The 24,310-nt window shown below is 40.6% G+C and carries 24 protein-coding genes; 11 read left to right on the top strand and 13 right to left on the bottom strand.

All coding sequences use genetic code 11. The annotated features are described in order from the left end of the window. Positions 1 to 18 precede the first annotated feature (18 nt). Complete coding sequence (locus tag ACYVJ6_RS13415; RefSeq protein ID WP_460694582.1) at positions 19 to 1,308, bottom strand: aminopeptidase P family protein; 1,290 nt, start codon at positions 1,306 to 1,308, stop codon at positions 19 to 21. A 133-nt stretch (positions 1,309 to 1,441) separates the two neighbouring features. On the opposite strand from ACYVJ6_RS13415, the gene ACYVJ6_RS13410 reads away from it, so the two are divergent. The 5 genes from ACYVJ6_RS13410 to ACYVJ6_RS13390 all read left to right on the top strand — a co-directional run bounded on the left by ACYVJ6_RS13410 (position 1,442) and on the right by ACYVJ6_RS13390 (position 7,075). Then, a complete protein-coding gene (locus ACYVJ6_RS13410; RefSeq protein ID WP_460694581.1) occupies positions 1,442 to 2,836 on the top strand; it encodes an OmpA family protein in 1,395 nt (464 codons plus the stop codon). 102 nt (positions 2,837 to 2,938) lie between these two features. After that, the gene (locus ACYVJ6_RS13405; protein ID WP_460694580.1) at positions 2,939 to 3,082 is read left to right on the top strand and encodes a DUF6728 family protein; all 144 of its coding nucleotides are present in this window, start codon (positions 2,939 to 2,941) and stop codon (positions 3,080 to 3,082) included. 19 nt (positions 3,083 to 3,101) lie between these two features. Then, positions 3,102 to 3,482 carry a RidA family protein gene (locus tag ACYVJ6_RS13400; protein ID WP_460694579.1) on the top strand — a complete coding sequence of 127 codons (381 nt, stop codon included), beginning with the start codon at positions 3,102 to 3,104 and terminating at the stop codon, positions 3,480 to 3,482. A 9-nt stretch (positions 3,483 to 3,491) separates the two neighbouring features. Continuing rightward, positions 3,492 to 5,600 (top strand): ATP-dependent DNA helicase RecG, encoded by a 2,109-nt coding sequence (gene recG / locus ACYVJ6_RS13395; protein WP_460694578.1) that lies wholly within the window; start codon positions 3,492 to 3,494, stop codon positions 5,598 to 5,600. Between the two features lie 176 nt (positions 5,601 to 5,776). Then, entirely contained in the window at positions 5,777 to 7,075 is a 1,299-nt protein-coding gene (locus ACYVJ6_RS13390; protein WP_460694577.1) for an MFS transporter, read from the top strand. A 136-nt stretch (positions 7,076 to 7,211) separates the two neighbouring features. Here ACYVJ6_RS13390 and ACYVJ6_RS13385 read toward each other — a convergent pair whose 3' ends face one another. From ACYVJ6_RS13385 to rplM, 7 genes are all read right to left on the bottom strand, one after another. Next, a complete protein-coding gene (locus ACYVJ6_RS13385; RefSeq protein ID WP_460694576.1) occupies positions 7,212 to 8,975 on the bottom strand; it encodes an ABC transporter ATP-binding protein in 1,764 nt (587 codons plus the stop codon). Positions 8,976 to 9,045: 70 nt separating this feature from the next. After that, positions 9,046 to 9,609 carry a ribosome recycling factor gene (gene frr / locus ACYVJ6_RS13380; RefSeq protein ID WP_460694575.1) on the bottom strand — a complete coding sequence of 188 codons (564 nt, stop codon included), beginning with the start codon at positions 9,607 to 9,609 and terminating at the stop codon, positions 9,046 to 9,048. Positions 9,610 to 9,658: 49 nt separating this feature from the next. Continuing rightward, a complete protein-coding gene (gene pyrH, locus ACYVJ6_RS13375) occupies positions 9,659 to 10,363 on the bottom strand; it encodes a UMP kinase (protein WP_460694574.1) in 705 nt (234 codons plus the stop codon). A 215-nt stretch (positions 10,364 to 10,578) separates the two neighbouring features. After that, positions 10,579 to 11,433: a translation elongation factor Ts gene (tsf, locus tag ACYVJ6_RS13370; protein WP_460694573.1), complete on the bottom strand. Its 855-nt coding sequence runs from the start codon at positions 11,431 to 11,433 to the stop codon at positions 10,579 to 10,581. Positions 11,434 to 11,533: 100 nt separating this feature from the next. After that, on the bottom strand, positions 11,534 to 12,400 hold the full coding sequence (gene rpsB, locus ACYVJ6_RS13365; RefSeq protein ID WP_460694572.1) for a 30S ribosomal protein S2: 867 nt from the start codon (positions 12,398 to 12,400) through the stop codon (positions 11,534 to 11,536). A 21-nt stretch (positions 12,401 to 12,421) separates the two neighbouring features. Further along, a complete protein-coding gene (gene rpsI / locus ACYVJ6_RS13360) occupies positions 12,422 to 12,808 on the bottom strand; it encodes a 30S ribosomal protein S9 (protein ID WP_460694571.1) in 387 nt (128 codons plus the stop codon). Between the two features lie 25 nt (positions 12,809 to 12,833). Beyond that, on the bottom strand, positions 12,834 to 13,271 hold the full coding sequence (gene rplM / locus ACYVJ6_RS13355; protein WP_460694570.1) for a 50S ribosomal protein L13: 438 nt from the start codon (positions 13,269 to 13,271) through the stop codon (positions 12,834 to 12,836). Positions 13,272 to 13,481: 210 nt separating this feature from the next. Here rplM and ACYVJ6_RS13350 point away from each other — a divergent pair, with 210 nt between their 5' ends. The 3 genes from ACYVJ6_RS13350 to ACYVJ6_RS13340 all read left to right on the top strand — a co-directional run bounded on the left by ACYVJ6_RS13350 (position 13,482) and on the right by ACYVJ6_RS13340 (position 16,557). Continuing rightward, the gene (locus ACYVJ6_RS13350) at positions 13,482 to 15,338 is read left to right on the top strand and encodes a M1 family metallopeptidase (protein ID WP_460694569.1); all 1,857 of its coding nucleotides are present in this window, start codon (positions 13,482 to 13,484) and stop codon (positions 15,336 to 15,338) included. Positions 15,339 to 15,429: 91 nt separating this feature from the next. Further along, complete coding sequence (locus ACYVJ6_RS13345) at positions 15,430 to 15,792, top strand: iron chaperone (protein WP_460694568.1); 363 nt, start codon at positions 15,430 to 15,432, stop codon at positions 15,790 to 15,792. A 303-nt stretch (positions 15,793 to 16,095) separates the two neighbouring features. Beyond that, positions 16,096 to 16,557: a MaoC family dehydratase gene (locus tag ACYVJ6_RS13340; RefSeq protein WP_460694567.1), complete on the top strand. Its 462-nt coding sequence runs from the start codon at positions 16,096 to 16,098 to the stop codon at positions 16,555 to 16,557. Between the two features lie 127 nt (positions 16,558 to 16,684). On the opposite strand, the gene ACYVJ6_RS13335 is transcribed toward ACYVJ6_RS13340, so the two are convergent. Both ACYVJ6_RS13335 and ACYVJ6_RS13330 read right to left on the bottom strand, forming a co-directional pair. Further along, on the bottom strand, positions 16,685 to 16,969 hold the full coding sequence (locus tag ACYVJ6_RS13335; RefSeq protein ID WP_460694566.1) for a type II toxin-antitoxin system RelE/ParE family toxin: 285 nt from the start codon (positions 16,967 to 16,969) through the stop codon (positions 16,685 to 16,687). Beyond that, positions 16,966 to 17,226 carry a hypothetical protein gene (locus tag ACYVJ6_RS13330; protein WP_460694565.1) on the bottom strand — a complete coding sequence of 87 codons (261 nt, stop codon included), beginning with the start codon at positions 17,224 to 17,226 and terminating at the stop codon, positions 16,966 to 16,968. The genes ACYVJ6_RS13335 and ACYVJ6_RS13330 overlap by 4 nt, the downstream gene beginning before the upstream one ends. 134 nt (positions 17,227 to 17,360) lie before the next feature. On the opposite strand from ACYVJ6_RS13330, the gene ACYVJ6_RS13325 reads away from it, so the two are divergent. Together ACYVJ6_RS13325 and ACYVJ6_RS13320 are read left to right on the top strand one after the other, a co-directional pair. Further along, on the top strand, positions 17,361 to 19,628 hold the full coding sequence (locus ACYVJ6_RS13325; RefSeq protein ID WP_460694564.1) for a Tex family protein: 2,268 nt from the start codon (positions 17,361 to 17,363) through the stop codon (positions 19,626 to 19,628). A gap of 206 nt (positions 19,629 to 19,834) precedes the next feature. Beyond that, positions 19,835 to 21,184 (top strand): M20/M25/M40 family metallo-hydrolase, encoded by a 1,350-nt coding sequence (locus ACYVJ6_RS13320; protein ID WP_460694563.1) that lies wholly within the window; start codon positions 19,835 to 19,837, stop codon positions 21,182 to 21,184. Here the strand turns inward: ACYVJ6_RS13320 and ACYVJ6_RS13315 are convergent, their stop codons facing one another. From ACYVJ6_RS13315 to ACYVJ6_RS13305, 3 genes are read right to left on the bottom strand one after another with little or no spacing between them, the layout of a single operon-like run. Further along, positions 21,185 to 21,985: an ABC transporter permease gene (locus tag ACYVJ6_RS13315; protein WP_460694562.1), complete on the bottom strand. Its 801-nt coding sequence runs from the start codon at positions 21,983 to 21,985 to the stop codon at positions 21,185 to 21,187. Continuing rightward, positions 21,985 to 22,887, bottom strand: coding sequence for an ABC transporter ATP-binding protein (locus tag ACYVJ6_RS13310; protein ID WP_460694561.1), 903 nt, complete (start codon positions 22,885 to 22,887; stop codon positions 21,985 to 21,987). Before ACYVJ6_RS13310 ends, ACYVJ6_RS13315 begins: the two co-directional genes overlap by 1 nt. Continuing rightward, positions 22,881 to 23,087: a hypothetical protein gene (locus ACYVJ6_RS13305; protein ID WP_460694560.1), complete on the bottom strand. Its 207-nt coding sequence runs from the start codon at positions 23,085 to 23,087 to the stop codon at positions 22,881 to 22,883. Before ACYVJ6_RS13305 ends, ACYVJ6_RS13310 begins: the two co-directional genes overlap by 7 nt. A gap of 200 nt (positions 23,088 to 23,287) precedes the next feature. Here ACYVJ6_RS13305 and ACYVJ6_RS13300 point away from each other — a divergent pair, with 200 nt between their 5' ends. Further along, positions 23,288 to 24,310 carry a sensor histidine kinase gene (locus ACYVJ6_RS13300; protein ID WP_460694559.1) on the top strand — a complete coding sequence of 341 codons (1,023 nt, stop codon included), beginning with the start codon at positions 23,288 to 23,290 and terminating at the stop codon, positions 24,308 to 24,310.

Genomic DNA, 24,310 nt, shown 5'->3' with positions numbered 1-24,310 from the left:
ATCCGAGATTCGAAATCATTAACTATTCATGATAGTTTCTATTTCATCCGCTTCTAACGGTATATCTGCCATCAGGTCAATATTGCCATCAGCAGTTATCAGTATGTTATTTTCTAAACGTATGCCCAGGTTTTCTTCGGGGATGTATATACCGGGCTCGCAGGTTAGCAGGTTGCCCACTTCAAATGGTTTGTATCGGCTGGCATAATCATGCACATCTAACCCTAAATGGTGCGATGTGCCATGCATAAAATACTTTTTATACAACGGCATTTTAGGGTCCTGTTTTTCAACCTCGTGTTTCTTTAATAAACCAAGGTCAATTAACTCGCCCGTCATTATTTTACCAACCTCGTCATGATAATCATTCCATACGGTGCCGGCTACTATCATTTTGGTGGCGGCCTTCATTACCCGTAGAACTGCATCATACACTTCTCGCTGGCGTTTAGTAAAACGGCCATTTACCGGTATGGAGCGGCTCATGTCTGCATTGTAATTGCCATATTCGGCGCCAAAATCAAACAATATCACCTCGCCATCCTTACAAACCTGGTTATTGTCTATATAATGTAACACCACTGCATTTTTGCCCGATGCTATAATAGGGCTATAGGCATGCCCTGTGGCACGCTGACGAATAAACTCATGTATGATCTCGGCTTCTATCTCATATTCGGCTACGCCGGGTTTAACAAATTTTAAAACACGTCTAAACGCATCGTTCGTAATAGCGCATGCTTTTTTGGTCAGTTCTATTTCAATATCAGATTTTACCGGGCGTAGATCGCGCATAATCGGGGCCGACCGTTCATAATGGTGCAACGGGTATTTAACACGAAGTTGCTCCAGCATACGTATATCGCGATAAGGAACCGATTGCGCGTAGCGATCATTTTCGTTTGTATTAATATATATATGGTTTGCATAGTTTACTATACTATGCAGTATGTTGTCAAAATCGCTCAACCAGTACACGTTTTGTATGCCCGATGCTGCTTTTGCCTCCTCTTTGGTATACTTATGCCCTTCCCAAATGGCAATATGTTCGTTGGTTTGTCTTAAAAAAAGTACTTCTCTGTATAGTAGATTAGGACAGTCAGGAAATAAAAGCAGAATACTTTGCTCCTGGTCAATGCCTGTCAGGTAAAAAAAATCAGGATTTTGTTTGAAAATGAAATTTTGATCACCGCTTCTCGGAAATTCATCATTAGCATAAAATAAAGCTATCGATGCCTCTTTTATTCTCGAAACGAAATTTTTTCTATTATTTGTAAATAAATTATTTGCAACTGGTAAATATTTCATAAGTATTATAATAGTTTCTATTTACAAACGGTTTTTTTTATTTATTTGTGAAATAATTATAAAGTTTGGAACAGTATTTGGTAATCCTTTCAAACATAATTACTAATTTTGGAAAAAATCACAATTAAAAAAATTGTTTAATCTTAAAACTATGAACTATTCTACATTAAAAAAAACAGTCGCGTTATCAATAGCCTCTTTCATGGCAGTTGGTGCAGCTAATGCGCAGACAGCGACGACCTCTGGCGCCAAATTATTTGGTGGTAGCGGACAGTACAATACATGGAGCCTTGGCTTCAACGCCGGTGTTACTTCTCCAAAACTTGCAACCGGTGGATCAAACGATTTCAATGGTAACGTTTTGGGACTTGGTGTTGGTGTTTCGTTAAGAAAACAACTGGCCCACTCATTTGGTGTGCAATTAGACGTTAACGCTGGACGTGTTAATGGAAACGCTGGTGCCGGTGTACCGGGACAAATTGCAGGAAACGGTGCTGGATTTGTTGGTGATGGTGTAACCAACCAACGCTTTGTTGCCCACATAACTAATTTTTATCAGGCAAGTTTAAGTGCGGTGGTAAACGTTGCTACAATAGATTTCTTGCGTCGTGAGAATTCGGTTAACGTTTTTTTAAAGGGTGGTCTTGGTTTATCATCTTATCGACCAGATATTAAAGGCTTTGGTACTAACGGTACTGATGGTAACTGGGAACACTACCGTGATGCACAAGGTAATGCAATTAATGAATTAGTAATACCTGTTGGTGTTGGGTTGAAATTTAAAATGACTGATGCGATGGCCTTAAACTTAGGTTATACTCAAAACTTCATTGATGGCGACAATTTTGATGGTGTGCGTAAAAGCTATCCAACTAAAGACCGTTATTCTTATGGTTACGCTGGTTTAGAGTTTACTTTAGGTTCAAAATCAAAACCGAACTTGGATTGGGTTAACCCAGTTGCAATGATGTATGATGAGTTGTATGACGAAGCATTACGTCAAGAGGTTGCTGCTTTAAGAGGCCGTGTTGGTAACGTTGAAAATGCAGTTAACGATCTGAAAAAAGATTCTGACGGTGACGGTGTTTCTGATCAATTTGACAAATGCCCTGGCACTCCGGCTGGTACTGTAGTTGACGGTTCTGGTTGTGCTATTGTATTCCCTAAAGTTGAAGTAGCTCCTGTAGTTTCTCCGGCTGGTCCTGCTGCTTACTCTAACATACAGTTTGAATTTGATAGCTCAGTGTTAAGAACTTCTGCTTACCCTGTATTAGATGCAACTTCTGCTGATCTAAGAACTTCAGGTTCAAGTGTTGTAGTAGCTGGTTATGCTTCATCTGAAGGTACTGCTGCTCACAACTTACAGTTATCAAAAGACCGTGCTAACTCAGTAAAAACTTACTTAGTTAACTCTGGTGTTGCTGCTTCTAAAATAACAACTAAAGGATATGGCGAAACTAATCCTATCGCTGACAACTCAACTGAAGAAGGACGTGTATTAAACCGTCGTGTTTCATTCCAAAGATAATTGGAACTTCAGTTTATAATATTAAGCCCTCCGATTTCGGAGGGCTTTTTTTTTGAATAAATTTCAGGAAGGTTTAAAAATGAAATTTATGTAGCTTTGTATATGTACTTCTTTCGAAAAAAGGATCCAAACAGGCCAACAAGCTTTAATCTTAAGGTGATGCATGCCATAAATGCTATCGCTATAATTATGTTTTTACTGGGCATTATCTGGAAGTTGATAGATATCTTCCTATTAAAAAAATAACCTTCTACACTATACCTAAATGAAAACAGTAATCAATACAACTAATGCACCAGCACCTATAGGCCCATATAACCAATCTGTACTGGCAGGAGGACTTATTTTTGTTTCGGGCCAGATACCGCTGGATCATCATACAGGCCAATTAATTACTGATGATATAACCGCCGCTACCAAACTGGTCCTAAATCATATTAAATCTATTTTAAAAGAAGCAGGAGCTGATTTTAGCCATATTGTAAAAACAAGTATTTTTTTAAAAGATATGAACGACTTTGCACAGGTGAACGAAGTTTACGGCACTTATTTTACTGCTGATTTCCCCGCCAGGGAAACTGTACAAGTAGCCGCCTTGCCTAAAGGCGTACAGGTTGAAATATCAGTAATTGCAGTTAAACCCTGATAACTCAAATTGAACAGCCAGGTATTTCAAACTCCAATTGAATATTTAAAAGGCGTTGGCACCGCACGTGCCGATGTTTTAAAAAAGGAACTTGGGATAAATACTTTTGAAAAACTACTCAATTACTACCCTTATAAACATATTGACCGTACCCGCTTTTATAAAATAAAAGAGATACAACCCGATTTACCCCATGTACAAATACTGGCGCGATTAACCCATAAGGAAGTTTTGGGCGAAAAGCACACCAAACGCCTGGTAGCACAGGTACAGGATGATACCGGCACCATGGAATTGGTTTGGTTTCAAAGCATCAAATGGATCGAGAAAAACCTGGTAGTAGGTAAGGCGTATATATTGTTTGGCAAGCCGGGCTTTTTTAATGGTAAGGCGCAAATGTCGCACCCGGAGATGGAGTTGTATTCGCCCGAGGTGTTAAAGCGCAAGGGGAACATTGCCTTACAGCCCGCTTATAACTCTACAGAAAAATTAAAGCAATTTGCTTTAGACAGCAAGGGTATTGAAAAGCTGACCACCGCGCTACTGGAGCAGCATGTTAAAGATATCCCCGAAAATTTACCCTTATATATTTTAAATAAGTTTAAGCTGATGGGGCGGGCAGAGGCTTATAAAAACATCCATTACCCGGAGGATGCCAATAAACTGAACGAAGCGCAGTTCCGCTTAAAGTTTGAGGAGCTTTTCTTTTTGCAATTGAAATTGTTGAAGAATAAGCTGCTACGCATACAAAAATTTAAAGGTAATGTATTTGAAAAAGTAGGGCATTACTTTAACGAGTTTTATAACAACAAGCTTCCGTTTGAATTGACCAATTCGCAAAAGCGGGTTTTAAAAGAAATACGGCAGGATACACAGCGCCCCGTACAAATGAACCGTTTGTTGCAGGGCGATGTGGGCAGCGGTAAAACGGTGGTAGCTTTAATGGCCATGTTAATTGCTATTGATAATGGTTTTCAAACCTGCATTATGGCGCCTACCGAGATTTTGGCTAATCAGCATTATCAAACTATAAAAAGTTTGGTGGGTGATGATTTTGTAGAAGTAGCACTGCTAACAGGATCCACCTCAAAAAAAGACCGAAAAGTACTTCACGAAAAGCTGGAAAACGGCGAGCTTAAAATACTGATAGGCACGCATGCTTTAATAGAAGATAAAGTACAATACAAAAACCTGGGCTTGGTGGTAATTGATGAACAACATCGTTTTGGTGTTGAACAGCGATCAAAACTATGGCAAAAAAGTGTAGTGCCGCCGCATATATTGGTGATGACGGCCACGCCTATACCACGTACACTGGCCATGACCTTGTATGGCGATCTGGATATATCCATCATAGACGAATTACCTGCCGGGCGCAAACCCATACAAACCGTGCATTATTATGAATCGGCACGTTTGCGGATGTTTGGTTTCATGAAGGATGAGATAGCCAAAGGCAGGCAGATCTATATAGTTTACCCGTTAATTAAAGAAAGCGAAAAACTTGACCTGAAAAACCTGACCGAAGGATTTGAGGTAATATCGCGCGAGTTCCCCTTACCTGAATATAAAATAAGTGTAGTATACGGAAAGATAAAACCTGCCGAAAAGGAATTTGAAATGCAACGCTTTGTAAAAGGCGAAACACAGATCATGGTAGCTACCACGGTTATTGAGGTAGGGGTAAATGTGCCTAACGCATCCGTAATGATCATTGAAAATGCCGAGCGGTTTGGTTTATCGCAATTGCACCAGCTACGGGGGCGTGTGGGGCGCGGTGCCGAACAATCTTATTGTATCCTGATGTCGGGTAACAAATTAAGCAATGATGGCCGTACAAGGCTTAATACTATGGTTAAAACCAATAACGGCTTCGAGATAGCAGAGATAGATATGCAATTACGTGGCCCGGGTAATATTGAAGGCACGCAGCAAAGTGGTTTATTAGACTTGAACATTGCCGATTTGACCACCGACCAGGAACTGCTGCAAACTGTACGTAAACTGGTAGAAAACATTTTTGCCATTGACCCAAACCTAAGCCAGCCCGAAAATCAGGTTTTGAATGAAGCTTTCAGAACCCGTAAAGCAGGATTAAGCTGGGATAAAATATCATAACGTAAACTATAGGATGTCATCCTGAGCCCGTCGAAGGATGCGTGCAAGGCCTTTGCCCGCTATGGTTCGACGGGCTCACCATGACCCGCTTTTCGTTTTGATGATATCTTAGTCATTTTTAACTAAAAAAACTTAAATAATCGTTAATCCTGCATCACGAATGATAAATTTGCACTATGTCCGAAGCAGATAGTAAGCCATTACCCCCAAAAGACCCTTTTATCGCATTGCGTTATAAAGATTTTAGATCTTACCTGGGCATCCGTTTCTTCTTCACTTTTGCTTACCAAATGCAGGCCGTAGTTTTAGGCTTTTATATTTATTACTTAACTAAAAGTGCCTTTGCCTTAGGCCTGATAGGTTTATGCGAAGCCATACCTGCAATTAGTATTGCCCTATATGGCGGTTATATTGCTGATAAATCCGAAAAAAGAAAAATGCTGACAATGATATTCTTTGGGGTGTTTTTTTCTTCGCTGGTAATATTTATAGTGACGCTAAAGAGCATGAGCGGTGTTATACATGCAAGCTGGATAATACCTATTATTTACACTATGGTTTTTTGTAATGGGGTAGCGAGGGCTTTTTATGGCCCGTCTGCTTTTACGGTAATGGCTCATAGTGTACCTAAGGAAGTTTACCCTAATTCAAGCAGCTGGAATAGTTCAAGTTGGCAAATAGCATCCATATTGGGGCCGCTGGTGGGTGGTTTAGTTTATGGATTTTATGGCATTACTGCTGTCTATAGTATCATATTACTATTTTTATTGATCGCCCTGGTATGTGTATTTTTCTTAAAAAAATATCCTCCTGTATTTATTTCTAAAGAAAGTATTTGGCAAAGTTTAAGCGAAGGTATCCACTTCGTGTTCCATAACAAAATGATGATAGGGGCCATGAGCCTGGATCTTTTCTCGGTGTTTTTTGGAGGGGCAGTAGCCTTGCTACCGGTTTTTGCCAATGAAATTTTACATGTTGGCCCTGAAGGTTTGGGTATAATGCGCGCCACCACCTCATTAGGGGCGGTATTGGTTATGCTGGCTATGGCAAGGTTTTCGCCCATGGGTAAGCCCTGGCGCAATTTATTAATAGCGGTAACAGGTTTTGGCTTGTCAATTATCTGTTTTGCCTTGTCACGTAACTTTTATTTATCGTTGCTATTCTTATTTACCGAGGGCGCTTTTGACAGCATCAGCGTACTAATACGCGGTACCATTATGCAGTTGCTTACTCCCGATAATATGCGCGGCAGGGTATCCGCCGTAAATCAAATGTTTATTGGTTCGTCTAACGAGATAGGGGCGTTTGAGTCAGGTACAGCAGCACGGTTAATGGGTACTGTGCCATCCGTATTATTCGGCGGTAGCATGACATTGCTTATTGTAACCATAACCTATCTTAAAACCAAAAAGCTGATACCTCTTTCTTTACATGAGATATCAGCTCCTGAAGTGGCTAAAGTTAATGCCGTTTAAAAAACGATTGTCATTTCGAAACGTAGTGAGAAATCTATACATATGCTCGGATGATTAGCGTGTGTATAGATTTTTTCGCTACGCTCAAGAAAAAGTTCTCCTCGTACCTCGTTCGAAATGACATGGCGGAGGTTGGCTAATACTCCTCTACCGTATCTTTCTCGCCTATCTGTTGTCTCCACATGGCATAGTATAAACCTTTTTGGTTGATCAACTCTAAATGCCCGCCTGCTTCAATGATACGGCCTTTTTCTAACACGTATATCTTATCTGCATGCATTATGGTTGATAAACGGTGAGCGATTAGGATTGTAATATGATCATTCAATACAGATACATCCCTTATAGTTTCGGTGATCTCTTCTTCGGTAATAGAATCCAATGATGAAGTAGCCTCATCAAAAACCAATAAGTCCGGCTGGCGCAATAGCGCACGTGCTATGGATAAACGTTGTTTTTCTCCACCTGAAACTTTTACACCACCCTCACCAATCACCGTATCTAAACCATTGCTGGCCCTTGCCATTAAGGTTTGGCAGGCGGCGCGCTGTAATACATTTAAACATTCCTCATCGGTAGCATTTGGGCGAACAAACAAAAGGTTCTCACGTATAGTGCCCGAGAAGAGTTGCGTGTCTTGTGTTACAAAGCCAATTTTTTCGCGCAATTGGTCCAGGTCAATATCTTTACTTAAAATATTGTTGTACAGAATGTCGCCTTCCAACGGTTGATATAAACCTACCAGTAACTTAACCAGCGTAGTTTTACCTGATCCGGATGGCCCAACAAAAGCGATGGTTTCGCCGGTATGGGTTTCAAAACTGATATGGTTAAGCGCGTTGCGGTTAGCAGTTAAATGTTTAAAAGTAACGTTATCAAAAGTTAGTTTTTTTACTTTTTCAAGCAAAACAGGTTTTTCCGGCTTAACATCTATTGGGGTATTTAATATGCCTTCAAAATTAGCTAATGATACCTGTGCCTCACGCCATGATTGGATAACATTACCTAACTCCTGTAACGGGTTAAACAAGAAGAATGAGTAGAATAAGAACTTAAAATAATCTCCCGCGGTTAACTCATCTTTAAATATCAGTATCAATAAAATTAAAACCATAGCACTACGCACCAGGTTTACCGTGGTGCCTTGTATAAAGCTCATGCTGCGCACAAACTTTACTTTTTTAAGTTCCAGATCGAGGATCTTGTAGGTGGTTTTATTTAAACGCTCAATTTCCTGTTTGGCCAAACCTAAGCTTTTTACCAGTTCAATGTTACGTAATGATTCGGTAGTTGAACCCGCTAAGGCAGTAGTTTCAGATACTATCTTTTTTTGGATGCCTTTAATGCGTTTGCTCAACGCCATGCTTACAAAAGCGATGATAGGGATGGCGCAAAAGTAAACCAGCGTTACCTGGTAGTTTACTTTTAACGAGTAAACAATTACAAATATCATCCCCACCAAACTCACAAACAAAACGCTGATGAACGAGGTGATAAATTTTTCACTATCCGTGCGTACCTTTTGTAATATGCCCAAAGTTTCGCCGCTGCGCTGATCTTCAAAAACCTGGTAAGGCAGTTCCAACGAATGCTTTAAACCATCAGCATACATAGCCGCGCCGGTTTTTTGAGTAATGATATTGGTAAAATAATCCTGGAAGTTTTTTGCTATACGCGATACCATAGCCGCGCCAATTGCCAAACCTATAAGGCCCAAAGCGCCATGGAAGCGGTATTCAAAAGTATGGGCTATGCCATCTGTAGGCACAATATATTTATCCATGATCATACCCGTTATCATAGGGTCGATCAATGAAAAGCCAATATTAAGGCCGGCAAGTACTAATGCCAGTACCACTGTCCAGCGATGTTTTGATAAATAAAATAGAAGTATTTTCATATATGCGGTAAAAATAAAAAAAGGGAATGGCTAAGTAGCTCATTCCCTTTAATTTGACATTAGGGTTAAATTATACCGTCATGATATCTTTTTCTTTGGCTTCTGATAGCTGATCAATCTTTGCAATATTAGCATCAGTCAGTTTCTGAACGTCAGCCTCGCCGGCTTTCATTTCGTCTTCTGATACGCCTTCGGCTTTTAGTTTTCTTATTTTCTCGTTAGCATCTTTACGGATGTTACGGATGGCTACCTTACCCATTTCGGCCTCAGCTTTAGCTTTCTTAACCAAATCACGACGACGCTCTTCTGTTAAAGGCGGTACATTGATGCGGATAATAACACCATCATTTTGCGGGTTAACACCCAGGTTGGCTTCCATTATGGCTTTTTCAATAGCGCCTAATAATGATTTTTCCCAGGGTTGTACCACAATGGTACGGGCATCAGGAGTATTAACACTACCAACCTGGTTTAATGGGGTGGGCGTACCGTAGTAATCAACCATCACATCATCCAGCATAGAAGGGCTTGCCTTGCCTGCGCGTATTTTATTTAATTCGTTATCTGCATGCTCAATGGCTTTGTCCATTGCTGCCTTTGCATCACTAACTTGTTTTTTAATGAGTTCGCTCATCGCTTTAAATTTTTGTCAAAAATATAAATTAGATTCAAGAATTGCCTCTTTATTTAACCAAAGTACCTATAGGGTCACCATTGGTTATTTTCATAAAGTTGCCTTCTTTGTTCATATCAAAAACAATAATAGGCAAATTGTTTTCCTGGCAAAGGGTAATAGCGGTCATATCCATTACATTAAGCCCTTTATCATATACTTCCTGGAAAGATATTTCATCATAACGCGTAGCAGAAGGGTCCTTTTCAGGGTCGGCAGTATAAATACCATCTACACGTGTACCTTTTAGTACCACATCAGCTTTAATTTCAATAGCGCGAAGCGATGCAGCGGTATCTGTAGTAAAATATGGGTTACCCGTACCTGCGCCAAATATTACAATTTTACCAACCTCTAAATGGTGCATAGCGCGGCGGCGTATATATGGCTCGCATATCTGCTCCATTTTTATGGCCGATTGTAAGCGGGTATCAACTCCAATGCTTTCTAACGCATTTTGCAGCGCCATACAGTTAATAACTGTCGCCAGCATCCCCATATAATCGGCCTGTGCACGTTCCATACCCGATTTTTCGGCACTTAACCCCCTGAAAATATTACCACCACCTACAACAATCGCAATCTCGATACCTTTGTCGTAAACGCTTTTAATATCATGTGCATACTGCAATACCTGCTTGTTATCAATGCCATATTGCCTGTCGCCCATTAACGATTCGCCGCTGAGTTTTAATAATATTCTTTTGTATTTCATGAGGTGTGTGGGGTTTACCAAAAATATGTAATTAATGCTATTGTTAAAATTTTATATTGTAAATGTTAATGACCCCCTCTAAATCTCCCCCGGCAGGGGAGACTTTATAACGTACTGCCTAATTATGTTTCATTAAAAAGCCCTCCCCTCTGGGGAGGGTTGGGTGGGGTTTAGACAAAAAAAATCCCCGCTTTTCAGCGAGGATTTAAATATAATTAAGCTCCTAAAGCTACTCGCTTAAACGCGGTAACTGTCAGGCCCTTCTCAACGCTGTCCAAAAACTGGGCAACATTTTTTGAAGAATCCTTAACAAACTCTTGATTTAAAAGAGTAGAGTCTTTGTAGAATTTATTCAATTTCCCTGCAGCAATTTTCTCCACCATTTCTTCCGGTTTGCCTTCTGCACGTATTTGGTCTTTAGCAATTTCAAGTTCGCGCTCAATAATAGTAGCGTCAACGCCATCTTTATCAATAGCAACAGGGCTCATAGCTGCAATTTGCATAGCAACGTCTTTTCCTGCTTCATCAGCACCGTTAGCATTGGCGCTTAACGCAACCAATACACCTAAACGGAAGTTGCCGTGTATGTAAGCAACAACTTTTTCGCCTTCAATTACTTCGTATTTTGATACGCCAATTTTTTCGCCAATTTTACCTGTTTTGTCAACAATAGCATCGCCAATTTTAACGCGTGAACCTTCGCTTAAATCAACTTCCTGGTTGTAAAGTTCTTCAATTGAAGCAGGTTTGGTTTCAACCGCAACACTGGCAATCGCGTTAGCAAATGCAACAAACTCCGCATTTTTAGCTACGAAATCAGTTTCGCAATTTAACTCAATGATAACACCGCGTTTGTAATCTTCAGACGTACGTGCTATAACCACACCTTCGTTTGAATCTCTGTCCTGGCGGCTGGCTGCTACTTTAGCACCTTTTTTTCTTAAAAAATCAACGGCTGCTTCAAAGTCACCGTTAGTTTCGGTTAATGCTTTTTTGCAATCCATCATGCCGGCACCGGTTTGCTGGCGCAGTTTATTTACATCAGCTGCAGATATTTGTACTGTAGACATTGTTTTATGTTTTTTAAATGTTGTTATAATGTTATAAGGGCTGTAAAAGTTATAGTAAGGCCAATGCCAATACAACTCCTACAACCCTTATAAGCTAAAATTATTCTTCTGTGCTTTCAGCAGTCGGAGCAGCAGTATCTTCAACCGCAGCTTCAGCTTCAACAGCTACTTTGCGGGTTCTTTTACCTTCAGCAGCCGGAGCTCTGTCAGCTACTTCAGGAGCGTCAGCTTTTGCTTTTGCCTGTGCAGCTTCTTTTTCTGCTTCGTCATCTTTCTCGCGTTTGCGTTCTTCTAAGCCTTCTTCAATAGCTTTGATTATGATACCGGTTATCAATGAAATTGATTTGGTAGCATCATCATTTGCAGGGATAGGGAAATCAATGTTTGAAGGATCAGAGTTAGTATCAACCATCGCAAAGGTTGGGATATTTAACTTTAATGCTTCTGAAACCGCGATGTGCTCTTTTTTAACGTCAATTAAAAACAAAGCAGCAGGTAAGCGATTTAGATCAGCAATACCACCTAATAATGTTTCTAATTTGATACGCTCGCGCTGTATCATCAGTCTTTCTTTTTTAGAAAGGTTGCTGTAAGTACCGTCTTTGGTCAATTTATCGATGTTTGACATCTTTTTGATCGACTTACGTACAGTAGCAAAGTTAGTTAACATACCACCTAACCAACGCTCGGTTATGAAAGGCATGTTTACGTTTTTTGCATATTCAGCAACAATATCTTTCGCTTGTTTCTTTGTAGCTACGAATAATACTTTACGTCCTGATTTTACAATTTGTTTTATAGCTGCAGCAGCTTCTTCAACCTTAGTTAAGGTTTTGTTTAAGTCGATAATGTGAATACCGTTGCGCTCCATAAAAATGTACTGTGACATTTTCGGATCCCATTTGCGGGTAAGGTGACCAAAGTGTACACCTGCATCCAGTAACTCGTCGTATGTTGTTCTTGCCATTTTGTGTTTCCTCCTTGATGATTAACGTTTACTGAATTGGAATTTCTTACGTGCTTTCTTGCGTCCTGGTTTTTTACGCTCAACCATACGGTCGTCACGTGTCATTAAACCTTTAGCGCGCAATGAAGGCTTCTTATCAGCATCAAGTTCAACAATTGCTTTCGCGATAGCTAAACGAACGGCTTCTGCCTGTCCTTTTACACCACCACCTGCAACATTTGCTTTAACATCATATAATCCGGCCGAACCAGAAACCTCAGTAGACTGAGTAACGATGTATTGCAATGGCAATGTAGGGAAGTATTCTTTGTAATCTTTACCGTTTACGATAATTGCACCACTACCTTCAGTAAGGTAAATGCGGGCAACGGCTGTTTTTCTTCTGCCTGAAGTGTTTGTTGTTGGCATTTCTTTTCTCCTTTAAAATTAAAAGTTAAATGGCTGTTGGGTTTTGTGCTGCATGTGGATGCTCGGCGCCTGCATATACATGCAAATTGCCAAACAATGCTTTGCCCAAACGATTTTTAGGTAACATACCACGCACCGCTTTTTCAATTACGCGTGTTGGATGTTTTGCCATTAACTCCTTAGGAGAAATGAAGCGCTGACCACCAGGATAACCTGTGTAAGAAACATATTGTTTATCGCTAAACTTGTTTCCGGTCAACTTTACCTTGTCTGCGTTGATAACTATTACATTATCACCACAGTCTACGTTTGGGGTAAATTCTGGCTTGTTTTTTCCACGAATGATCATAGCGATCTTTGTAGACAAGCGCCCCAAGATCTCGCCTTCAGCGTCAACAACAACCCATTGTTTGTTAACGGTTTTTTTGTTGGCAGAGACAGTTTTGTAACTTAACGTATTCACTTGCTTTAAATTAAATTAATTAAATGTTTATTATACCCCTCTTTTTAGGGACTGCAAAGATACGCTTATTTGTTTTATTTGCAAGGGGATTTATTCTTATTTATCAAGAATGGTTGAATAAAAATTGCGAAAAGGGATATTGACCTGCATCTTATAGGGTATAACTTATTTCTTTATTATCTTTAAGCATCAACAGCTAATATTTACACCATGTTAAAATCAATCATTTCAATTGTGCTAGCTTACCTGTTTATCGCACAGGGCCATGCCCAAACATTAACCATCCCCGAAGGAATAGCAAAAACATACAGCAACGGTACCCGTAACACTAACGGCAAACCCGGTAAAAGCTACTGGCAAAACCGCGCTCGTTATAATATATCCGTAGCCATGTCGCCGCCGGGCACTACCATAAACGGCGTTGAACAGATAACCTATTTTAATAATAGTCCCGATAAGCTGGATAGCTTAAATATGAAACTAATTATAAATGTTCATCGTGCCGGACGCAGAGGCAACCCCGATGCGGGCATTTTTGTTGATGACTTTAAGATAAACGGCAACAATGCCACCTGGGATAATAGCAAGGCTATTACCACAAATTATATGGTGGGATTGCCCAAGCCATTAATGCCTCATGATTCGGTTAAATTGAATATCACCTGGCATTATCAGTTATCAGATGGTACAACCGGCGGCCGCGAGGGTGTAATTAATCCTACTACATTTTACCTGGCTTATTTTTATCCGCGTGTAGCAGTTTATGACGATTATAAAGGGTGGGATACTCAGCCGCATACCGGCAGCCTGGAGTTTTACAATGATTTTAATGACTATACGCTTAACGTAACCGTGCCTAAAAATTACATTGTTTGGGCCACCGGCGATCTGCGTAACCCAAACCAGGTATTGCAACCCGAGTTTGCCAAACGGTTAACACAATCATTCACCAGCGATAGTACTGTACACGTTGCCACCGCGCAGGATATGGCCAATAAAAATGTAACCACGCAAAATGAAATGAATACCTGGACATTTACGTCAAGCAATATAACTGACGTAGCATTGGGTGTAAGTAATACTTATGTTTGGGATGCAGCAAGTGTGGTGGTTGATGATAAAACAAAACGTCGGGCCAGCGTACAGGCGGCTTTTCCTGACGCGTCTGAAGATTTTCACCATTCTGTACAGTTTAGTAGATATGCCTTAGGATGGTTTTCGCGTAACATACCCGGTGTGCCTTATCCTTTTTCCAAAAGCACAGCCTTCCAGGGCACCGCCGATATGGAATATCCCATGATGGTGAATGACAGCCCGCAAGAGGACCTTGCGTTTGCACAATTGGTGCAGGATCATGAGCAGGCACACACCTATTTCCCGTTTTATATGGGCATAAATGAAAGTTACTATGCTTTTATGGATGAAGGCTGGGCAACCACATTGGAGTACCTGATAGGCATCGACTCAAAGGGCAAAAAAGCCGCTGATGATTTTTATAAAAAGTTCAGGATAAACGGTTGGGCAAAAGGCAGGCACACCAATGAAATACCGGTTATTACGCCGTCGCCCGAAGTAAGGTCGGGCGCAGGTAATAACGCTTATAACAAGCCATCATTAAGCTATTTGGCGCTGAAAGATTATTTGGGTGATGCTTTATTTAAAAAAGGACTGCATACTTTTATGGCTAACTGGAACGGTAAACACCCTATTCCATGGGATTATTTTAATTCGATGAGCACGGGCTCGGGCAAAAACCTCAACTGGTTTTTTTACAACTGGTTTTATACCAATGGCTACATTGACCTGGCTTTAGAAAACGTAGAGCAAAAAGGCGCAGGTTATACACTTACGGTAAAAAATATTGGTGGGTTTGCTGCCCCATTTGATGTGATATTAACTTATAGCGACGGCACCACCGGCACCATTCATCAAACCCCGGCTGTATGGGAAGCCAATCAAAAACAAGCCACTATCAACTTAAAAAATAACAAAACAGTTACCGCGGTTGAACTGGACGGCGGCATATTTATGGATGCTGATGTAAGTAATAATAAATGGAGCAAATAATTTGTCGTTTTCAACCCCCAAGTATGTCGTTTTAGCAACCTTTTAGGTAATAGGCTATATGGTAAGTTTGTATGGATAAATTACTCAATAAATGAAAGACTACGCTTCCATAGATGCATATATAGCCGATTTCCCTGAAAAGGTACAGGAACTATTGCAAACCATGCGCGCCACTATAAAAGCAGCCGCGCCCGAAGCAACAGAAGCTATTAAGTACGGTATACCCACTTTTATATTAAATGGTAACCTGGTGCATTTTGGCGGTTACAAAAGCCATATAGGTTTTTACCCGGCACCACGGGGAATTGAAGCCTTTAAAGAAGAAACCGCACAATACGAAGGGGGTAAAGGCACTTTACAGTTTCCTTTTGCGCAACCACTGCCGCTTGACCTGGTGACAAAAATTGTAAAATTTAGGGTGCAGGATAATTTGGAGCGGAAGAAGAAGAAATAGGCTTATTTTACCGCCGGGATTACTCACCACCGCCCTTCTCTATGCTCAATGTCCTTAAGTAAGAAACTCCGAAGGAGTTAAAGGTCGGTAGAAAAGGATATAAAGCGTATAATCGTGCCGTAGGTACGATACTAAAGTAGCATACCTACGGCATGCGGCCATTTTTAACATATTTATGCTACCGACCTTTTGTGCCTACGACACATTTTACTTTAATAATTCCCACAGCAAAGTCCGGGTGAGTAAAACAATAGGAAATATCATAGTGTTTATTATTTTTACCGCACTTAATAAACATTTGCTATGATAACTATAAAAAACTACGCTGAATTTGAAACTCATTTGGGTAATGTGATCGGTACCTCCGGCTGGCATTTAATTACCCAGGACCAGATCAACAAATTTGCGGAAGCTACTATAGATCACCAGTGGATACATACCGATCCTGAAAGGGCGGCAACTGAAAGTCCGTTTAAGGCCACCATAGCACATGGTTATTTAACCGTATCATTACTGCCCTACTTTTGGCACCAGATAGCTGATGTGCAGAACCTAAAAATGCAGATCAATTACAGTATCGAAAATATCCGCTTTGCGCAACCTGTATTGGTGAATACCAATGTTAGGCTAATTGCCAAACTAAACGCCATTGTAAATCTTCGCGGTATCACCAAAGCCACCATCGGCGTAACCATGGAAATTGAAAATGAGAAAAAACCTGCCTATACCGGTGAGGTGGTTTTTCTTTATCATTTTAATGATTAGGACTAAGATTTATAAGATTACAGGATTTTACTATTGTCGCATTATGCCATCAATTCTGTCTGTTTCTCCCTTGTTAAGATAGTTCAATTTAGGGTAGAGGAGATTTGGCTAAGGGAGAAAAGTGATTTTAATGCTTTTTCTTAGGATGTCTGCTCGTGTGGAAAACTGACACTATTACAATTCTGTATTTGATTATTTTATAAACCACTACAAAAGGAAAAGCAATGATTAAAGCTTCGTGAAATCTTTTTTTAATAGGATAATGCAGTGGATTAGCCTGTATCAGATTGAATTTTTTTAAAACCTCTTCTTCAAATTGCTCACCTAAAGAAGGTTGTTGTTCATCATACCATTTAGAAGCTTCTACCAACTCCTGGCGTGCCCTGACAGACACGTCAATGATATATTTCATTTGGTTGAATTTTGTTGTCGGTCTTGTCGAGCTTGCTGTAAAAATTCTTTAACCTCTTCGATACTATAGGCAGGATCGATGCCAGCTTCATACCTCCTTACCCGCTCATTCAATTCAGCTACAAATTCCTCATCTTCTGACCATTCCCAGGCGGGGACTATTTGGTCTTCCAATAAAGTATACATCGCCTCTATCTTTTTATCATCAGCTGTCCTGATATAATCATATAATCTTTCTCTTATTGCTGCAACAGTCATAATGAAAATCTTTAAACAAATTTAACGATAAATAAGAATATAGCGTATATCTAATATTTCAGACAAACTTATTTCCCAACACCTCTTTGATATCTCCTGTCATAAACCCATTTTAGCCCTTCAATTTATAATACATGATATCCCACTATAAAAAAATAGCTGCCGAACTTTCTGTTGCCGAAAAACAGGTAGCCGCTACTGCTGAGTTGTTAGATGAAGGTGCTACCATCCCTTTTATATCGCGTTACCGTAAAGAGGTTACCGGTAGTTTGGATGAGGTGCAGGTTGCCGCTATACGCGACAGGGTACAGCAGTTACGTGAGCTGGATAAACGCCGCGAAGCGATATTAAACTCGTTGACTGAAATGGGCAAACTAACTCCCGAATTGGAAAAAAAGATAAACGAGGCGGAGACTATGGTGGCGTTAGAGGATATCTATCTACCATATCGCCCTAAAAGAAAAACCCGCGCCAGCATTGCCCGCGAAAAAGGTTTACAGCCATTGGCCGATGCTTTATTGGCTCAAAATAAATTTGACGTAACTGCCGAAGCTGAAAAATATATCGACGAAGAAAAAGGCGTGAAAGATGCCGAAGAAGCATTAGGTGGTGCCAGGGATATTATTGCCGAGTTCATAGGTGAAAATGCCGAGGTGCGCACCAAACTGCGCGAGCTGTTTATGGAGAAAGGCAGCTTTAAAGCTAAAGTAGTACCCGGTAAGGAAGAAGCAGGGCAAAAATATAAGGACTATTTTGATTGGGAAGAGCCGGTAAAATCGGCACCATCACATAGAATACTGGCTATGCGCCGTGGCGAGAAGGAAGAGATATTATACCTGGATGTTTTACCACCCGAAGAAGAGGCAATTGAGCTGTTACAAAAAGCATTTATAACCGGCAATAACGATGCCGCCAACCAGGTGCAACAAGCGTTGACGGACGGCTATAAACGCCTGCTGCGCCCGTCCATGGAGACAGAGGTGCGTTTACTAACCAAGAAAAAAGCCGACGAGGAAGCCATCCGTGTGTTTGCCGAGAATGCCCGCCAGTTGTTATTGGCCGCGCCGCTTGGGCAAAAACGTACCATGGCAATTGACCCGGGTTTCCGCACGGGTTGTAAAGTGGTTTGTTTGGATGAGCAGGGCAAGCTATTAGAGTACACAGCCATATTCCCGCATAATGGGCAAGGACAGGCTACCGAAGCAGATAAAACTGTAAGACATCTTTTTGAAAAATATAAAGTAGAGGCCATAGCCATTGGTAACGGCACCGCGGGGCGAGAAACCGAAGAATTTGTGCGTAAACTGAAACTGCCGGGTGTGGATGTGGTAATGGTAAACGAAAGTGGAGCATCTATCTATTCCGCATCAGAAGTTGCGCGCGAGGAGTTTCCGGATAAGGATGTGACCGTGAGGGGATCAGTTTCTATTGGTCGCAGATTGATGGACCCGTTGGCGGAATTAGTGAAGATAGACCCAAAATCCATTGGCGTAGGGCAATACCAGCACGATGTTGATCAGAATAAATTGCAGGCATCGTTAGATGATACGGTGATCAGTTGCGTAAACGCGGTAGGTGTGGAGCTAAATACCGCATCAAAACAAATACTGGCTTATGTATCAGGCCTTGGTCCGCAACTGGCGCAAAACATTGTGGAGTACCGCGACGCCAATGGGGCGTTTACCAAACGTGATCAATTGAAAAAGGTCCCTCGTTTGGGCGATAAAGCCTATGAGCAAGCCGCAGGTTTCCTGCGCATCCGCAACGCGCAAAATCCTTTAGATACCAGCGGTGTTCACCCCGAAAGATATGATTTGGTGGCCCAAATGGCCAAGGATAGCAATACGACTGTAACTGCTTTAATGAGCGATGAGAAGCTACGCAAAAGTATACCGCTACAAAAATACATTACCGATACGGTGGGCTTGCCTACGCTAAATGATATTATGGCCGAACTTGCCAAACCCGGCCGCGACCCGCGCGAAAAGTTTGAAGCATTTAGCTTTACCGAAGGGGTAAATGCTATTACTGATTTAAAAGTTGGGATGAAACTACCGGGTATAGTAACCAACATTACCAACTTTGGTGCCTTTGTAGATATTGGCGTACACCAGGATGGATTGGTGCATTTGAGCCAGATAGCTAACCGTTTTATAAAAGATCCTAACGAGGTACTTAAAGTGCATCAGCAGGTGGAGGTAACGGTTACCGAGGTAGATGTAAACCGCAAACGCATAGCCTTATCCATGAAAACTGATGAGCCTAAAAAAGCCGAGCAGCGCCCCGCTAAGACGCATCAACCGCAAAAGCCTGTGCATAATAACCAACCAAAAAGAAAAGAGCCGGAAGCCGAAACGGATATGGCGGTAAAATTGGCAGCGTTAAAGAATTTATTTAAGTAAAAAAATGCAAAAATAAAGAAATTTCTTTAATATAACTAATCTGGCCTGGTAAATCATGGTTTACACTTTTTGGAGTGAATTTTTATTAACTGTCTTATTATCAATAAAATAAAAAAAATATTAACGAAAATGTGTTAACCTTTGTTAACCCAAATTGATTAAAAAAAGTCGTTATTTATTAATGCTTTTATGCCTATCTTAAAGGCATGAAAACTGGTCTTATTATTTTATGGGGAATGTGCGCCCTGCCCGCACTGGCGCAAACAATTGTTAAAAAGGATGCCGCCATCGAGCAAATGGTTAACGAGGTGTCCGCCTCCAATATTGAAGCTAACGTGCGCAAGTTGGTGAGTTTCCGTACCCGCCATAGTTTGAGCGATACGCTAAGCAAAACCGAGGGCATTGGAGCGGCCCGTAACTGGATAAAAGCCGAGTACGAAAAGTACGCCAAAGAATCGGGCGGAAGGATGACCGTACAGTTTGATGCTTTTGTACAGCCCAAAAGCGACCGCATTAATCAACCTACAGTACTTAAAAATATATTAGCCATACTAAAGGGTACCGACCCAACTGATACCCGTGTATATATCGTATCGGGCCACTATGATTCTATGCCCACCAATGTAATGGACTCGGTGACTACCGCGCCGGGTGCTAATGACGATGCATCAGGCACAGCAGTATCTATGGAGCTGGCCAGGGTAATGGCTAAGCGCAGCTTTCCATCTACGATAATTTTTATGGCGGTAGCAGCCGAGGAGCAGGGTTTATATGGATCGGCAAATGTGGCTAAACGTGCCAAAGCCGAGAAGTGGAATGTAGATGCCATGCTGAATAATGATATTGTAGGCAACAGTCACGGGCAGGATAATGACCTGAAAAATAATAGCCAGGTAAGGGTGTTTAGCGATGGTATACCTACCATTGCCGATGCAGCCCAAATACGCAGCCTGATAGGTAATGGCGGTGAAAATGATAGTCCGTCAAGACAATTGGCGCGTTATGTTAAAGAAATTGGCGAGCGTTATGTTGACCAGTTGGATGTTAAACTCATATACCGCCGCGACCGTTTTTTGCGCAGCGGCGACCATGTGCCGTTTTTACAGCAAGGGTTTACGGCGGTAAGGTTTACCGAAATGAATGAGGATTTTACCCGCGAACATCAAAACGTGCGTACCGAAAATGGCGTAGCCTACGGCGATGTGCCCGAGCATGTGGACTATAATTATGTACAAAAGGTGGCTAGAATGAATCTATCGGTTTTGGCTAATTTGGCAATGGCTCCGGCGCAGCCGCAAAATGTAAGTATGTTAACCCGGGGATTAACAAACAATACAGATTTAAAATGGGATGCCCCCGCAGCCGGTAAAAAGCCTGTAGGCTATTATGTGCTGATGCGCGAAACGATTAGTCCATATTGGGAGAAGAAAATATTTACCACTGCAACGCAGATCACGCTCAATTATTCAAAAGATAATTACTTTTTTGCGGTACAGGCTGTAGATGCGGATGGGCATGAAAGCTTGCCAGTTTTCCCGAAACCGGTGAGGCAATAGTTACTTTACGCTTTTCCTCTGCACAATATAAAAGCCTGCTATAAAAATGGCTATACTAACTATCAGGCTTACATATACATGATTGGTGAATATCTCGATCTTTAGTTCGGGTACGGCCATGATACGTGGGCGAGGCATGATGCTTTTAACGGTTAATGACGGATGTGCGTAAGGTATAAGATAGGCGTATTTCCAATCAAAACCGCTTAATATTAACCCGGATATAGTTGCTACAAAACCAATACCCATCGGCTTTAAAAAATCGGCCCATAAAAGGCTCAACAAAAACTGAATAGATAATATGCCTAACGCAGATAGGAATAATTTAAAGTATACCTGGAATAATACACCCTCCATGTGGTAATCAGCAAAGTGTAGCTGGGGCTTTAAATTACCCAGTAAATTACCCGTTGTGATAGTAAGTATATAAAATAGCGCCAGGCATAAAGCTATCATCAATAAAGCATATAAATATTTGGCAGAGTAAATTGCCCATTTAGAAACTGGCAGGCTAAACAAAGTTTTCCAGGTATCGGCTTTATGTTCAATACTATTTACCGAGTAGCAAATAAAAATGACCAGCATAGGCAACAACAAAGCCCCCATCACATTCAATATAGCCCCTGCAAAACGTAACCATAACATCATTCCCGGCAAGGCAGACATTTTACCGCTATTACTATAAAAATGCCAAAACACCAATAAGGATATTAATACAGGTAATAATATGGCAGACCAAAAGCCCAGTGTTTTACGGCTTTTATAAAATTCAGACTGAAGTGATAATAAAAGATCTTTCATCAGGCAGGAGTTTGGGTTATATCTAAAAACAGGGCTTCCAGGTCCTTTTGTGTTTTATGGATACTGTACACCACATACCCGTTTTGATTCAACAGGGTATTTATCTGCCCTGTTTTCTGTTTGGATTGATAAGCAACAGAAAGGTGGTTGTCATCAACCTCAACAACGGTGAAACCATTTTTTGTAAGCAGGTTTGCCGCATCGACGGCATTTTCAGCTTCTATATAGACCAACGGCTGGCTAATTTCCTGTAAGTCTTTTATACTGCCCTGAAAAAGCAATTGGCCATTATTAATAATACCCACATGTGTAGCCATACGCTCTATCTCGGCTAATAAATGGCTTGATATAAAAACAGTTTTTTTATGCTCCAAAACCAACCTGATCAGCAATTCGCGAATCTCAATTATGCCATTAGGGTCAAGTCCGTTAGTAGGTTCGTCAAGTATAAGCAGTTTGGGGTCTGATAGTAGGGCCAGGGCAATACCTAAGCGTTGTTTCATCCCTAAAGAATAATTGCCGGCTTTTTTGTGGGCCGCGTGGGTTAAATGCACCAAATCAAGCATTTCATCAACACGGTTTTCAGCAATTTGTAATAAGATGGCCCGGTTATATAAGTTTTCTTTACCGGTTAAGTGGGCGTATATAGCAGGCTGTTCAACTAACGAGCCTATTTGTGATAGTATTTGTTTGCGGTGAGTATCAAACTGCTGTCCGAAGATCTCGATATTTCCTTCCTGCGTTTTTAACAGGTTAAGCAGTAATTTAATAGTAGTGGTTTTCCCGGCGCCGTTTGGGCCAAGAAAACCATATATGCTCCCTTCAGGAACTTGTAATGATAAATTTTTTACTACGGTTTGGTTACCAAAATTGAAGGTTAACCCTTCAGTTTTGATTACCATATGTTATTGTTGGCTATTGAGCAAACTGTTTTAACTAAGGTAACGCCCTTAACAAAAAGCGAAGTAGCCTGCATTGGTGCAGAGTTTTCTAAACTTTGTTTTTTCTGTTCAAACTGGTATATGCCGCCCATAATTACAGCAAATACTACCGGAGCTAACAATAATATAAATGGGTTTGAATTTGTAAACAGCTTTTTCATTTTGTTTTTGATTTGATATAACAAAGAAATAATTAAAAATCAGGCTATTAAAATGTATTATACCAAGGGCACTTATTTATAGATGAACGCCAATTAAGCTCAAAATGCCGGTTGGTCGAACTTTTTTGCCAGTTCATCGGTAAATAAGGGTGGTATATATAAATATTAGTCTGTAGGGAAGTACATATATTACATTTGGTATGATGAAAAAAAACAGGGCAGTATTTTGGCACGTAGGTATATGGACAGTATTGATACTGTTATATGTTTTCGTGATTCCCAGTTTTGGCGAAATGAGCCTACGCCGTATTCTATTAGATTATGTGCTTTACGGTTTGATTAACATCAGCCTGTTTTACTTGAATTACCTTGTTCTGATCCCTAAACTTTTAAATAAAAAAAAGTATGGTTTATACTTTTTAACCATAGTTGGAGCTATTATTGCCTATTTACTACTTAAGTATGGTTTAAACGAGTTTATAAAAGAGTTTATACCTGCACGCCCCCGTAGAAATGGTCCGCCAAGGGATATGAGTTTTTATATTTTTACCAATGTATTTGTAAATATACTTTTCGTCTTTTTCAGCATTGTACTTAAATTAAGTGTTGACTGGTTTGTAAATGAGCGGGTACACCGCGACCTGGAGAACCAACGCTTAAGTGCCGAACTGGCCTTTTTAAAATCGCAGATCAATCCGCATTTTTTATTCAACTCGTTAAATAGTATTTATTCATTAGCCTACCAAAAATCAGATACCACGCCTGATGCTATATTAAAGCTATCAGAAATAATGCGCTATATGCTTTATGAGTGTAATGACCAAAAAGTTGACCTGGCCAAAGAACTGCAATACCTTCAAAACTTTATCGATCTGCAGAAACTACGATTTGGCGATAAGGCTTATATCGATTTCAGAGTGGAAGGTAATGTGACCAATCAAAAAATTGTACCCCTGTTATTGATAGCCTTTATTGAAAATGCCTTTAAACATGGCATAGCCAACGATGAGGCATCGCCTATAAAAATACTGATCAGTGTAAATAAAGAGCATTTGCAATTTATCATCCAAAACAAAAAACATAAAAATAACATGGATGCCATAGGCGGTATTGGTTTAAGTAATGTACGCCGCCGCCTGGATTTGCTTTACCCCGGTAATTATAATTTAGAGATACGTGACGAAAAGGATACGTATACCAGCGAATTATCATTAGTTTTATAG

The sequence above is a fragment of the Mucilaginibacter puniceus genome (assembly GCF_054783175.1).
The sequence above is the reverse complement of the archived record's forward strand: the minus strand, read 5'-3'. Positions and strand labels throughout refer to the sequence as shown.

What these genes read in the sequence shown, in the direction of transcription:
- pyrH (WP_460694574.1), bottom strand. Translation starts at nt 10,363, where the DNA reads ATGAAATACAAAAGAATATTATTAAAACTCAGCGGCGAATCGTTAATG.
- ACYVJ6_RS13300 (WP_460694559.1), top strand. Translation starts at nt 23,288, where the DNA reads ATGATGAAAAAAAACAGGGCAGTATTTTGGCACGTAGGTATATGGACA.
- ACYVJ6_RS13415 (WP_460694582.1), bottom strand. Translation starts at nt 1,308, where the DNA reads ATGAAATATTTACCAGTTGCAAATAATTTATTTACAAATAATAGAAAA.
- ACYVJ6_RS13405 (WP_460694580.1), top strand. Translation starts at nt 2,939, where the DNA reads ATGTACTTCTTTCGAAAAAAGGATCCAAACAGGCCAACAAGCTTTAAT.
- tsf (WP_460694573.1), bottom strand. Translation starts at nt 11,433, where the DNA reads ATGTCTACAGTACAAATATCTGCAGCTGATGTAAATAAACTGCGCCAG.
- ACYVJ6_RS13330 (WP_460694565.1), bottom strand. Translation starts at nt 17,226, where the DNA reads ATGACTGTTGCAGCAATAAGAGAAAGATTATATGATTATATCAGGACA.
- ACYVJ6_RS13350 (WP_460694569.1), top strand. Translation starts at nt 13,482, where the DNA reads ATGTTAAAATCAATCATTTCAATTGTGCTAGCTTACCTGTTTATCGCA.
- ACYVJ6_RS13340 (WP_460694567.1), top strand. Translation starts at nt 16,096, where the DNA reads ATGATAACTATAAAAAACTACGCTGAATTTGAAACTCATTTGGGTAAT.
- ACYVJ6_RS13400 (WP_460694579.1), top strand. Translation starts at nt 3,102, where the DNA reads ATGAAAACAGTAATCAATACAACTAATGCACCAGCACCTATAGGCCCA.
- ACYVJ6_RS13310 (WP_460694561.1), bottom strand. Translation starts at nt 22,887, where the DNA reads ATGGTAATCAAAACTGAAGGGTTAACCTTCAATTTTGGTAACCAAACC.
- ACYVJ6_RS13335 (WP_460694566.1), bottom strand. Translation starts at nt 16,969, where the DNA reads ATGAAATATATCATTGACGTGTCTGTCAGGGCACGCCAGGAGTTGGTA.
- rpsI (WP_460694571.1), bottom strand. Translation starts at nt 12,808, where the DNA reads ATGCCAACAACAAACACTTCAGGCAGAAGAAAAACAGCCGTTGCCCGC.
- frr (WP_460694575.1), bottom strand. Translation starts at nt 9,609, where the DNA reads ATGAGCGAACTCATTAAAAAACAAGTTAGTGATGCAAAGGCAGCAATG.
- ACYVJ6_RS13315 (WP_460694562.1), bottom strand. Translation starts at nt 21,985, where the DNA reads ATGAAAGATCTTTTATTATCACTTCAGTCTGAATTTTATAAAAGCCGT.
- ACYVJ6_RS13305 (WP_460694560.1), bottom strand. Translation starts at nt 23,087, where the DNA reads ATGAAAAAGCTGTTTACAAATTCAAACCCATTTATATTATTGTTAGCT.
- ACYVJ6_RS13385 (WP_460694576.1), bottom strand. Translation starts at nt 8,975, where the DNA reads ATGAAAATACTTCTATTTTATTTATCAAAACATCGCTGGACAGTGGTA.
- ACYVJ6_RS13390 (WP_460694577.1), top strand. Translation starts at nt 5,777, where the DNA reads ATGTCCGAAGCAGATAGTAAGCCATTACCCCCAAAAGACCCTTTTATC.
- rpsB (WP_460694572.1), bottom strand. Translation starts at nt 12,400, where the DNA reads ATGGCAAGAACAACATACGACGAGTTACTGGATGCAGGTGTACACTTT.
- ACYVJ6_RS13345 (WP_460694568.1), top strand. Translation starts at nt 15,430, where the DNA reads ATGAAAGACTACGCTTCCATAGATGCATATATAGCCGATTTCCCTGAA.
- ACYVJ6_RS13320 (WP_460694563.1), top strand. Translation starts at nt 19,835, where the DNA reads ATGAAAACTGGTCTTATTATTTTATGGGGAATGTGCGCCCTGCCCGCA.
- ACYVJ6_RS13325 (WP_460694564.1), top strand. Translation starts at nt 17,361, where the DNA reads ATGATATCCCACTATAAAAAAATAGCTGCCGAACTTTCTGTTGCCGAA.